Here is an 11,405-nt window from a genome sequence, read left to right as displayed (position 1 = left end):
TCCCCGCCCGTCGCGCCCCCGCCGAGGAGACCGCCGCCGGTCCCCGCGATCGGCGTACCGCCGCCGGTGCCGCCGCTCGGCGTCGGCTCGGGCGGCAGGTCGGCCACCGTCCACGCGGGCGTACCCGCGGAGAACGCGACCGGGCGGTCCAACGGCACGGGCGCGTCCGTGCGGAAACTCCCGTCCCGGATGACCTCGGTCAGCTCGACCGGGGCGATCGTGACCGCGAGGTCGCGACCGTCGCGGCGCACCTGCGCCACCCGGCCGACCGCCCGGGACGTCAGGAACATGACCCGGCCCGGAGCGAGCTCGTCGGCGTGCTCCGCCTCCGGATCGATCCGCCAGGTCAGGCCGTCGTCAGTGACCGAGCGGACGGCGTTCCCGCCACCGCCGACGAACACCACGTCCGGCTGGTACGTGACGTCGGGGTGCGGCCGCGGCGCCAGCCCGTACCGGACGGCGACCGGATCGTACGGATCCACGACCCCGCTGTCGCCCCCGTTCCCGCCCTGACACGCCACTGCCCCGCTGAGCAGCACGGCCAGCGCGGTCAACGCCGCCAGCGAACGTACGCGAACCCGCCGACCGGTCCCGGGACCGCCCGGCGGCCAGGACCGCACCCCACGCATCACGCCCCCCGTCCCGCTCAGATCCGACCGGCCACCGTACGGGCCACCTGCTCCAGGGGCGCGCGGTTCTCCGCCGGATCGTTGAGCCGGACCAGGCGCACCGAGACCCACTGCCCGGAGCGGCTGACGAAGACCGCTTCCTGGCTGGCGTACGCCTCGTCGCCGACGCCGGCCAGCGCTCGCAGCTCGTGGCCCAGCTCGCGCTCGATGTCGAGGAACTTCTTCGCGCCGGGGCCGACGAAGACCTCCACCTGGGCCGTCGGCCCGTCGGCGGGCGAGTTGTAGGTGCAGGTCTCCCGGATCGGCTTGGCCTCGCCCAGCCCGGTGCCCGCGAGCCGCTCGGCCTCCTTCCTGGTCACCAGCGCGCACGGGTCCACCGTGGCCGGCGCCTCGGCCGTCGGCGCGATCTGCGCGCTGCTCGCCGGCGGTTCCGACGGCAGCGCCCCGACGGAGGCCGGCGGCGGATCCTCCTGGTCCGAGCCGCAGCCGGCGACCGACCCGGCCACCAGCGGCAACAGACCGGCCAACAGCAGAGCAGCGGGCCGGGCAGTACGACGGGTCTGTCTCAACGCAACCTCCACGGCGATCAGAGCCGGTCTCAGACGAGGCCGACGAACCGGACGAGAGTGGGCCGGTCACGGTCGTCGGTGACCGCGGTGACCGCGACGTCGACCGGCGTGGCGGTCGCCCCGGCCGGCGCCGCGCCACCCGACGCGCCCCCGGCCGTGAGGCCAGCCGACGGCTCGCCCGGATCGGAGGACGATCCGGGGCAGCCGGCGAGCAGCAGGCCCAGGGTGAGCGTGACCACCGGCAGCGCCCGGCGCCGTGGCGGTCGCGGTTCGGGACGGTGGCCCGGCGACCGGACGGCCCGCGGTTCGGTCATGGCGCTTCTCCCCGTGCCCGCGTCGCCGGGCTCTCCGGCGCGGCGATCCACTCGGCCGTGCCCAGCCGGTCCACCCGCCAGCCGGCGGCGGCGGCCACCGCGGCCACCGTCTCCGCGTCGGGCCCCTCGACCAGCGCGAGCACCACGTCGTCGGCCGGGATCCGCACGGCCCCCCGCAGCCGGGTCAGGCCGGTCGTCAGCCCGCCGACCGGCTCGTCGACGGACTCCCCGGGAGCGCGGTCGTACCGCTCGAGGACGAAGAGTCGAATGGACATGCCTCGACGCTAGGCCCGCACGTCGCCGGGGTAATCGGGTGTTTCCCTATCCTTCGAGGCGCGCCAGGGGCCGACCCTCGCGCCGGGACCCCTCAGTCCTCGACGCCGGTCCCGCGGGCCATCGTGGCGCCCAGCTCGGCGCGGCTGGTCACACCGAGCTTGCGGTAGACCCGGGCCAGGTTGGCCTCGACCGTCTTCGGGCTGATGAAGAGCGTGTCGGCGATGACCCGGTTGGTCCGGCCGGCGGCCGCCAGGCGCGCCACCTCCAGCTCGGTTCCGGTGAGCTGACGCGGGGCGACCCGGCCCCCGGTGCGTTCCGCCTCGGCGCGGGCCCGGGCCGCCAACGCCGCCGCCCCGAGCGCGTCGAACTCCGCCGCGGCGTCGGTCAGCGCCTCGCGGGCCTCGCGTCGCCGGCGCAGTCGCCGGTAGGCGACACCGGCCACCAGCAGGCAGCGGGCCCGGTCCAGCGGCAGCACGTCGGCCGGTACGGACGCCCGGGCGGCGGCCAGGTCGACCAGCGCGCCGGAGGTGTCCCTTCCGAGCGCGCCGTCGAGCAGCACCCGGCCACGGGCCAGCCCCAGGGTGGTCCACGGCCGGGCCAGGCGCCGGTGCCGGACCGCCAGCCGCTCCAGGACCGCCTCCGCGGTGACCAGGTCGCCGGCCCCGACGCAGGACTCCAGCCAGTCCGGTTCGAAACGCTGGGCGAGCGGCTCGACCAGCCCGAGCTCGTCCACCGTGGACGCCAGCAGACCGTAGTGCCGGGCCGCCTCCGGCAGGCGTCCGCCGGTCAGCGCCGCGTAGCCGGCGAGTTGGGCGTGGATCCGGCGGCGCCACCGGTCACCCAGCTCGTCGGCGCGGCGCAGGCCGGCCTCCGCGACGCGGGTGGCCTCCTCCAGCCGGCCCCGGTAGGCCAGCAGCAGCCCCTCCAGCCACTCGACGCCCGCCGAGTCGGCCCCGTACTGCTCGCCGAGCTCGCGGGCCGCCGCGATGTGCTCGGCGGCGTCCGACCAACGCCCGGCGAGCAGTTCGGTCTCGCCGAGATGGCACAGCAGCTCGTGCTGCGACGGCTCGTCACCACGGACGACGGCCCGGTCCAGCAGCCGGTGCAGGCGAGCCCGGGCCCGGTCGTGCTCGTCCAGCGACCGCCACCAGATCGCCGGCACGGTCCCGGCCAGCCAGGAGGGCTCCTCGCCCTCCGCCGCGAGCGCCCGCTCCAGCAGCTCCGTCCGGGCGGGGAGACCCGCCCGGACCTCGTTGAAGAAGAGGAGCAGCAGCGCGGCGGCGTACACCGGGCGGTCGTCGGGGCTCCCCGCCAGCAACGCGGCGGCGTGTTCCGCGTGCCGGCGGGCCAGGTCCGGCGCGTCCTCGAACATCCCGAGGTGCGCGTGGACGCGCCCGGCCAGCGTCGTGCCGGGCGGGGCGGCGGCGAGCGCCCGCTCGGTGATCGCCATGATCGTCTCGGGCGACTCGTCAGCGCTCCAGCCGATCACCGCCCGCAGCAGCAGCGCCTCCCCCCGCGCCGGGCCGGTCAGCTCTTCGGCGACCTGCTCGGCCGCGGCGCGGGCGGCCACGTAGTCACCGCTGTCGTAGCGGCACCGCGCGGCGGCCAGCCGCCACCGGGCGTGCTCCGCGACCGTCTCGGGCGGGCCGAGACGCGCCGCCGTGTCGTACAGCCCGGCGGCGATCTCCGGGGCGCCCCGGGCCTGCTGCCGGGCCGCGGCGGCGGCGATCTCCGCCGCCGCGTCGGGGGCCGGCGCGCTCACGCACCGGGCCAGTTGCCGGGCCCGCTCGTCCGGATCCCGCGCGGTGTCGGCGAGCAGCCGGTGCAGGCGCCGGCGTACCCCCGAGGGCACGTCGGCGCGGACCGCCGCGGCGTAGACCGGGTGGGCGAAGGAGACCTCCTCCCCGGCGACGGCCACCAGGCCCGCCTCCTCGGCCGGGTCGAGGTCGGCGGCGGCCACCCCGGCCCGGGCCAACCCGTCCAGAGTCGGCACGCCGGAGAGCGCGGCGAGCCGGATCGCGTGCCGGGTCGCCGACGGCAGGGCGGCGAGCCGATCGGCGACCAGCTGCCGCAGCGACGGCGCGGCCGGCAGGTCCGCGCCCGGGCCCGGCCGGTGCGGCAGCCGCAGCACCGCCCGGGCCAGCTCGATGGCGAGCAGCGGGTTCCCGCCGGACTCCTCGGCGAGCCGGACCAGCAGCGGCCGGGGCAGGGCGGCACCGGTCGCCGCCCGCAGCACGTGGTGCAGCGCGCCCACGCCGAGCGGGCCGACGACGAGCCGGTCCAGCAGCTCGCCGGTCGTGCCGTGGTCGAGGCCGAGCGGCACGGGTGTGGCCTGCGGCCGATCGGACCGCGCGGTCACCAGCACGGCGATCCGTGGCACCACGCGACGCAACGCGAACCGCAGCGCCCGCTCGCTCGGCGGATCGAGCCACGGCGCGTCGTCCACCGCCACCAGCACGCGGGGCCGCTCCGGGTCGGCGGCGGCCACCTCGAGCAACGCCCGGGTGGCCGCCCCGACCGCCCGTTCGTCGACCGGCGCGGTGACCTCGGCGGAGAGCAGCACCCCGGCCAGGGCCGTACGTTGCGGCGGTGACAGCTCCGCCACCTGATCGGCGATCGGCGCGAGCACGTCGGCCAGCGCGGCGAAGGGCAGCGCCCGTTCGACCTCCGTCGGCGCGCAGCACAACAGCAGCCAACCGTCGCGGGCGGCGGCGTCGAGCAGTGACCGGTGCACCGCCGTCTTGCCGATGCCGGCCGGGCCCTCCAGGAGCACCGGGTGGCCGTCGTCCAGGGAGCGCCGGGCCTGGCTCAGCACGCCGTCCCGGCCGATGACCGCCCCACCCACCCGGTCAGTCTTCCAGGCGGTGGGCCCGCCGGTCGAGAACTGACGCGCGTCGGAGGACGCCCGGCGGGCGGGCAGGCGACGACGGCCGCGGCGGGCCCGCCCGCGACGGCGGTCAGGCGGCGGAGAGCGTGTCGAGCGCCTGCGCCACGGTGAACGCTCCCGCGTAGAGCGCCTTGCCGGCGATCACACCCTCCACGCCGACCGGTTCCAGGGTGGCCAGCGCGCGCAGGTCGTCCAGGGTGGAGACGCCGCCGGAGGCGATCACCGGTGCGTCGGTGCGGGCGCAGACCTCACGCAGCAGCTCCAGGTTCGGCCCACGCATCGTGCCGTCCTTGGTGATGTCGGTGACGACGTACCGCGCGGCGCCGGCCTTGTCGAGCCGCTCCAGCACCTCGAACAGGTCACCGCCGTCGCGGGTCCAGCCACGGGCGGAGAGGGTACGGCCCCGTACGTCCAACCCGATCGCGACCCGGTCGCCGTACTCACCGACGACCCGGTCGCACCAGGCCGGATCCTCCAGCGCGGCGGTGCCGATGTTGACCCGGGCCGCCCCGGTGCCCAGCGCGGCGAGCAGCGACTCGTCGTCGCGGATGCCGCCGGAGAGTTCGACCTTGACGTCGAGCTGGCGCACCACCTCGGCGAGCAGGTGGGCGTTGGTCCCGCGACCGAACGCGGCGTCGAGGTCGACCAGGTGGATCCACTCCGCGCCGTCGCGCTGCCAGGCCAGCGCCGCCTCCAGCGGGTCACCGTAGCTGGTCTCGCTGCCGGCGGCGCCCTGCACGAGCCGGACGGCCTGGCCGTCGGCGACGTCCACGGCGGGCAACAGGGTGAGGCTCAACGTCTTCTCCTCGGTCAGGTACGACGGTCAAGGGCGATCACCACGATCGCCGGCAGTACGAGCAGCAGGAGCACGACCAGCGCGATGCGCAGCGCCAGCTCGTCCACCAGCGCCCAGATCAGGATCAGCGACGCGAGCGTGAGCAGCACGATCCCGGCACGCTCGGCACGGCTGTGCCGGGCCAGCCGGCCGGCGCTGCGCCGACGCCACTGCGGCGTGAGCCGTCGTACCAGCCTGCGCCGGTGCTCCCGGCGGGCCACCCGACGGCGGCGGACGGCGCGCTCCCGAGCCAGTTCGGCCTCGCGCGCCGCCCTGCGGCGGGCACGTTCCTTGCTCACGCGGCGTCCCGCCCGGTCGCGGCGGGCGACGGACCGACCGCGCTCACAGCGTGGCCAGCCAGTTGCGCAGCAGCCGGGCGCCGGTGTCGGCCGACTTCTCCGGGTGGAACTGGGCGGCGGAGAGCGGCCCCCGCTCGACGGCCGCCACGAAGTCGGCGCCGTGATGGGCGGTGGTGACCGTGGCGCCGGCCGCGGCCAGCGCGCCCGGCTCGGCGACCGCGTACGAGTGGACGAAGTAGAACCGGCTCTGCTCCGGCAGGCCGGCGAAGAGCCGCGACGACCCGGGCGCCCGGACCGTGTTCCAGCCCATGTGCGGCAGCCGGGTCGCCGGGAGGCGGGTGACCCCGCCGGGCAGCAGCCCGAGCCCCTTGGTGACCACACCGTGCTCCTCGCCGTGCGCGAAGAGCACCTGCATCCCGACACAGATGCCGAGCACCGGACGGTCTGCGGCCACCCGGTCGGCGATGACCGGGCCGGCCCCGAGCGCCTCGATCCCGGCCATGCAGGCCGCGAAGGCGCCGACGCCGGGCACCACCAACCCGGTCGCGGTCGAGGCGGCGGAGAGGTCGTCGGTCACCCGTACCGTCGCCCCGGCGGCGGCCAGGGCGCGTTCGGCCGACCGCAGGTTACCCGACCCGTAGTCGAGCACCACCACGTCCGGGGCACTCACTGCCCGGTCCCCGGCAGCAACCAGAGCACCCCGCCGGCGGTGGCGAGCACCGCGAGCACGGCGGTCAGCAGCACCGCGCCGCGCGGGGCGCCCTGCCGGTGCAGCGACCAGACGCCGCCGACCAGCACACCGGCCAGCACCAGCAACAGGAGCGGCAGGACGGCGCTCACCGCGGCCACCCGCCCGTACGCCGCCGCGCCGTGTTCCGCACGCCCATCAGAGCGCCCCCTTCGTGCTCGGTACCGTCCCGGCCGACCGCGGGTCGATCGCGGTGGCCTCGCGCAGCGCCCGCGCGACCGCCTTGAACTGTGCCTCCACCACGTGGTGCGCGTCCGGGTGGCCGCCCGGTCGGGCCGCCCGCAGCACGTCCACGTGCAGGGTGATCCTCGCCGCCTGGCCGAAGGACTCCCAGATGTGCCGGGTCATGCTGGTCGGGTAGACCGGGCCGATGTACGGCGCGAGCGGCGGCTCGTCGTGCAGCACGTACGGCCGGCCGGAGAGGTCCACCGCGGCCCGGACCAGCACCTCGTCCATCGGCACGGTGGCCGAGCCGTACCGCCGGATGCCGGCCTTCTCCCCCAGCGCCCGGTCCAGCGCCGCGCCGAGGGCGAGCGCGGTGTCCTCCATGGTGTGGTGCGCGTCGATCTCGAGGTCGCCGACCGTGTGCACGGTCAGGTCGAAGCCGCCGTGCCGGGCGATCTGGTTGAGCATGTGGTCGTAGAAGCCGACGCCGGTCTCGATGTCGGCCTTGCCCGTGCCGTCGAGTTCGATCTCGACGAGGACCTTGGTCTCCTTGGTGATCCGCTCGACCCGTGCGGTGCGGCTCATTGCTCGCCTCTCGATCGCGGGGCTGGCGTGCCCACTACAGCTTGTCCATGGCGGTGAGGAAGGCGTCGGTCTCGGCGGGGGTGCCGGCGGTGACCCGCAACCACCCGGGCAGGCCCACGTCGCGGACCAGCACCCCCTGGTCGAGCAGCGTCCGCCAGGCCGCGCTCTGGTCGCCGTCGACGGCGAAGAGCACGAAGTTGGCGTCGCTGTCGGCCACCCGCGTTCCGCGGCCACGCAGCTCGGTGACGATCCGGTCCCGCTGCTCCTTGATCGCCGCCACCGTGGCGAGCAGGGCGTCGCGGTGGGCCAGCGCGGCGCGGGCCGCCGCCTGGGTGAGCGCCGAGAGGTGGTACGGCAGCCGGACCAGCTGCGCCGCCTGCACCACCGCCGGGTCGGCCGCGAGGTAGCCCAGCCGGCCCCCGGCGAAGCCGAACGCCTTGCTCATCGTCCGGGTCACCACCAGCCGGGGGTGGTCGGGGAGCAGCGCGAGGGCGCTCACCGTGCCGGGGCGGGCGAACTCGGCGTACGCCTCGTCGACGATCACCATCCCGGGCGCCGCGTCGAGCACCGCGGTGACCACCGTCGGGTCCAGCGCGGTCCCGGTGGGGTTGTTCGGCGAGCAGAGGAAGACGACGTCCGGTGCGTGCTCGCGGACCTGGGCCACCGCCTCCTCGGCGGTCAGCCCGAAGTCGGCGCCGCGCCGCCCGGGCACCCACCGGGTGCCGGTGCCGAGCGCGAGCAGCGGATGCATCGAGTACGCCGGGACGAAGCCGAGCGCGCTGCGCCCCGCTCCGCCGAACGCCTGGAGCAGCTGCTGCTGGATCTCGTTGGAGCCGTTGGCCGCCCAGACCTGCTCGACGGTCAGCCCGTGACCGAGGTAGCCGGCCAGGTCGGCGCGGAGCGCCACCGCGTCCCGGTCCGGGTAGCGGTTGAGGTCGCGCAGCTCCGCGGCGAGTGCCTTGCCGATCGCCTCGACCACCGGCTCCGGCAGCGGGTAGGAGTTCTCGTTGGTGTTCAGCCGCACGGGCACGTCCAGCTGCGGCGCGCCGTACGGCGTCCGCCCGCGCAGGTCGTCGCGGATCGGCAGGTCGTCGAGGGTGGTCACGAGAGCACCCCGCGCCGGACGCCGGCCCGGGTCGGCGCGGCCGGCCGCCCGGTCACGACAGCGCCCCGGGAAAGCGGGCGCGGACCGCCTGGCCGTGCGCCGGCAGGTCCTCCACGTTCGCCAGGGTGACCACGTGCGGGGCGACCTCGCGCAGCGCGTCCCGCGAGTACTCGACCAGGTGGATGCCGCGCAGGAAGGACTGCACCGACAGGCCGGAGGAGTGCCGGGCGCAGCCACCGGTGGGCAGCACGTGGTTGGAGCCGGCGCAGTAGTCGCCGAGCGACACCGGCGACCAGGCGCCCACGAAGATCGCGCCGGCGTTGCGGACCCGCAGCGCCCACTCGCGGGCGTCCCGGGTCTGGATCTCCAGGTGCTCGGCGGCGTAGGCGTCCACCACCCGCAGCCCGGCGTCGAGGTCGTCGACGAGCACCACGCCGCTCTGCTCACCTGTCAACGCGGTGGTGACCCGCTCCGCGTGCTTGGTCGCCGGCACCTGTCGGGCCAGCTCCCGCTCGACCGCCTCGACCAGCTCGACCGAGGGCGTGACCAGGACGCTGGCGGCGAGCGGATCGTGCTCGGCCTGGCTGATCAGGTCGGCCGCCAGGTGCGCCGGGTCGGCGGTCTCGTCGGCCAGGATGGCGATCTCGGTGGGGCCCGCCTCGGCGTCGATGCCGACCACGCCGCGCAGCAGGCGCTTGGCGGCGGTGACCCAGATGTTGCCCGGGCCGGTGATCATGTCGACCGGCTCGCAGCGGGCGGCGCCGTCGGCGTCCACGCTCGCCCCGTACGCGAGCATCGCCACCGCCTGGGCGCCGCCGACCGCGTAGACCTCGTCCACACCGAGCAGCGCGCACGCGGCGAGCACCCGCGGGTCGGGCAGCCCGCCGTTCTCCTTCTGCGGCGGGCTGACCACCACCAGGGAGCGGACGCCGGCCTCCTGGGCGGGCACCACGTTCATGACCACGGTCGACGGGTACATCGCGAGACCGCCGGGGACGTAGAGGCCGACCCGCTCGACCGGCACCCAACGCTCGGTCACCGTGCCGCCGGGCACCACCTGGGTGGTGTGGTCGGTACGCCGCTGGTCGGCGTGCACCCGACGGGCCCGGCTGATCGACTCCAGCAGCGCGGCGCGCACCTCGGGGTCGAGGGTGCCCTCCGCCGCGGCGATCGCCTCGACGGGCACGCGCAGCACGTCGGGGCAGATCCCGTCGAAGCGCTCGCTCGCCTCGCGGATCGCCGCGTAGCCATGCTCCCGGACCGCCTCCACGACGGGGCGGATCCGCTCGACGGCCACGGACACGTCGAGTTGGGCACGGGGCAGGAGGCGGCGCGGATCGCGGCCGCCGCCGCGCAGGTCGATCCGTTTCAACACCCTTGCGAGTCTAGGCGGCCGGTCAGCGGGCCGACCCGCACCGCCCGTACGGCGGGACGGTGAGCCGGGACACGCCGTCGGCGGCGGATCGGGCTAGGCTCGACGGCGTGACTGCGCGGTTGCCGGTGTTCCCGCTCGGAACGGTGCTCTTCCCCGGTCTGGTCCTCCCCCTGCACATCTTCGAGGAGCGGTATCGCGCCCTGATCCGGGATCTGGTGCAGCTGCCCGAGGGCACGTCGCGCGAGTTCGGCGTGGTGGCGATCCAGGCGGGTTGGGAGGTAGCCCCGACGGCGCCCGACGGCCGTCCGGTGCCCGGCGGCGGGGAGGTCACGCTGCACGAGGTGGGCTGCACCGCCGAGTTGCGGCAGGTCACCGAGCTGCCCGAGGGCGGCTTCGACATCGTCACGGTCGGCCGGCGGCGGTTCAGGATCGCCGAGGTGGACCGGAGCGCCGCCGCCTACCTGACCGCGGAGGTGGAGTGGCTGCCCGAGCCCGGCGGCGCCGACGAGGCCGCCGAGCTGCTCGCCGCCCGGGTGATCTCGGTCTTCCGGCAGTACCTCGGCCTGATCCGGCCGGAGCAGCAGGACATCTCCGAGCAGCTTCCGGAGGACCCGACGGTCCTGTCCCATCTGGTCGCCGCCACGGCCGCGCTCACCGTCGAGGACCGGCAGCGGCTGCTCGCCATCGACGACACCGCCACCCGGCTCCGCACCGAGCTGCGGCTGCTCAACCGCGAGGCGGCTCTGCTGCGCCAGGTGCGGGCGGTTCCGGTGCCGCTGGAGGAGCTGGCGTCACCGCCGACACCCAACTGAGCCCGGCCGGGTCCGGTTCGGGCTCGGGGCGCAGCGACGGCCAGCGGGACCAGCCGGCGAGCAGGGTGTACGTGACGGCCGCGCCGAACGCGGGCAGCAGCAGGTTGCCGTGCGGCACCGGCAGCACGCCGTACAGCCAGTCGATCCCCCCGGCCCGCAGGTCGGCCGGCTTGCCGAAGGCCTGCCCCTCGGGCGCGGTGGCCAGCAGCCGGTCGAACTCGGCCAGCCCGACGCGCCGCCCCACCTGCCAGGCCACCACCGCGGCGGCGAAGGCGCCGAGCACGGCGCTGACCAGCCCGACCGGGCCGCGCCGCCGGCGCAGCACGAACCAGACCGCCAGCCCGGCGAGCACTCCGAACCCGAGCCCGAGCAGGCTGAACCAGCTGTCCGCCGCGATCGGCTGCTCCGGCTGCGGCTCGGCGTAGACGGCCCCGAGCGCGGCCTTGACCACCGGGGTGTCCGGGGCGACGGCCGCCCAGAGCAGACCGAGGGGCGCGCCGAGCACGGCCAGGACCACCCCCGCGCCGACCGCGCCGGCCCAGGCCCGCCGGGGCGCCGGGTCGGCGTCGAGGAGCGCGGCGTCCGGCCGGGGCGGGGCGCCCGGGGTCGAAGGCGGCGACGCCGCGCCGTCCGCCTGCCTGTCGAGCGGGCCGGTCCCGGCCGGCGTCGCCACGGGGGCCGGCGTCGAGCTGCCGCCACCGGCGGATGGATCGGGGCCCGGCCCGGGTCGGGCCGGGCCGGCGGCGTACCGGTCGGCGCCGGCCGTGGTGGGCTGCTCGGGCTCGCCGGGGTGGACGGCGGGACGC

Annotated in this window: 13 protein-coding genes and 1 pseudogene; 1 reads left to right on the top strand and 13 read right to left on the bottom strand. The window is 76.4% G+C overall.

Translation table 11 applies throughout. The features are described 5' to 3' along the window. The 12 genes and pseudogenes from E1211_RS25740 to hisD all read right to left on the bottom strand — a co-directional run. Window positions 1–482: pseudogene (locus tag E1211_RS25740) on the bottom strand (hypothetical protein); the annotation flags it as partial. A gap of 164 nt (window positions 483–646) precedes the next feature. Next, entirely contained in the window at window positions 647–1,198 is a 552-nt protein-coding gene (locus E1211_RS25735) for a DUF3558 family protein (RefSeq protein WP_132351747.1), read from the bottom strand. A gap of 29 nt (window positions 1,199–1,227) precedes the next feature. After that, the gene (locus E1211_RS25730) at window positions 1,228–1,512 is read right to left on the bottom strand and encodes a hypothetical protein (protein ID WP_132351745.1); all 285 of its coding nucleotides are present in this window, start codon (window positions 1,510–1,512) and stop codon (window positions 1,228–1,230) included. Then, the gene (locus E1211_RS25725; RefSeq protein ID WP_132351743.1) at window positions 1,509–1,787 is read right to left on the bottom strand and encodes a hypothetical protein; all 279 of its coding nucleotides are present in this window, start codon (window positions 1,785–1,787) and stop codon (window positions 1,509–1,511) included. Before E1211_RS25725 ends, E1211_RS25730 begins: the two co-directional genes overlap by 4 nt. Before the next feature lie 92 nt (window positions 1,788–1,879). Further along, window positions 1,880–4,633 (bottom strand): LuxR family transcriptional regulator, encoded by a 2,754-nt coding sequence (locus E1211_RS25720; RefSeq protein WP_132351741.1) that lies wholly within the window; start codon window positions 4,631–4,633, stop codon window positions 1,880–1,882. A gap of 112 nt (window positions 4,634–4,745) precedes the next feature. Then, on the bottom strand, window positions 4,746–5,471 hold the full coding sequence (gene priA / locus E1211_RS25715; protein WP_132351739.1) for a bifunctional 1-(5-phosphoribosyl)-5-((5-phosphoribosylamino)methylideneamino)imidazole-4-carboxamide isomerase/phosphoribosylanthranilate isomerase PriA: 726 nt from the start codon (window positions 5,469–5,471) through the stop codon (window positions 4,746–4,748). A gap of 14 nt (window positions 5,472–5,485) precedes the next feature. After that, window positions 5,486–5,809, bottom strand: coding sequence for a hypothetical protein (locus E1211_RS25710; RefSeq protein ID WP_132351737.1), 324 nt, complete (start codon window positions 5,807–5,809; stop codon window positions 5,486–5,488). A gap of 43 nt (window positions 5,810–5,852) precedes the next feature. Next, window positions 5,853–6,479: an imidazole glycerol phosphate synthase subunit HisH gene (hisH, locus tag E1211_RS25705; RefSeq protein WP_243709696.1), complete on the bottom strand. Its 627-nt coding sequence runs from the start codon at window positions 6,477–6,479 to the stop codon at window positions 5,853–5,855. Then, window positions 6,476–6,649 carry a hypothetical protein gene (locus tag E1211_RS32725; protein ID WP_165947346.1) on the bottom strand — a complete coding sequence of 58 codons (174 nt, stop codon included), beginning with the start codon at window positions 6,647–6,649 and terminating at the stop codon, window positions 6,476–6,478. The genes hisH and E1211_RS32725 overlap by 4 nt, the downstream gene beginning before the upstream one ends. A 46-nt stretch (window positions 6,650–6,695) precedes the next feature. After that, a complete protein-coding gene (gene hisB, locus E1211_RS25700) occupies window positions 6,696–7,307 on the bottom strand; it encodes an imidazoleglycerol-phosphate dehydratase HisB (RefSeq protein WP_120678122.1) in 612 nt (203 codons plus the stop codon). 34 nt (window positions 7,308–7,341) lie between these two features. Next, complete coding sequence (locus tag E1211_RS25695; protein ID WP_132351735.1) at window positions 7,342–8,412, bottom strand: histidinol-phosphate transaminase; 1,071 nt, start codon at window positions 8,410–8,412, stop codon at window positions 7,342–7,344. Window positions 8,413–8,464: 52 nt separating this feature from the next. Further along, a complete protein-coding gene (gene hisD, locus E1211_RS25690) occupies window positions 8,465–9,787 on the bottom strand; it encodes a histidinol dehydrogenase (protein WP_132351733.1) in 1,323 nt (440 codons plus the stop codon). A 107-nt stretch (window positions 9,788–9,894) separates the two neighbouring features. Between hisD and E1211_RS25685 the strand changes: the two genes are divergently transcribed. After that, a complete protein-coding gene (locus E1211_RS25685; protein WP_132351731.1) occupies window positions 9,895–10,599 on the top strand; it encodes an LON peptidase substrate-binding domain-containing protein in 705 nt (234 codons plus the stop codon). Here E1211_RS25685 and E1211_RS25680 read toward each other — a convergent pair. Next, window positions 10,514–11,405: DUF2567 domain-containing protein (locus E1211_RS25680; protein WP_371686200.1), on the bottom strand; the 892-nt coding region annotated here is incomplete at its 5' end. The genes E1211_RS25685 and E1211_RS25680 overlap by 86 nt on opposite strands.

This window comes from Micromonospora sp. 15K316, from assembly GCF_004348525.1.
Taxonomy (GTDB): Bacteria; Actinomycetota; Actinomycetes; order Mycobacteriales; family Micromonosporaceae; genus Micromonospora.
The sequence above is the reverse complement of the archived record's forward strand: the minus strand, read 5'-3'. Positions and strand labels throughout refer to the sequence as shown.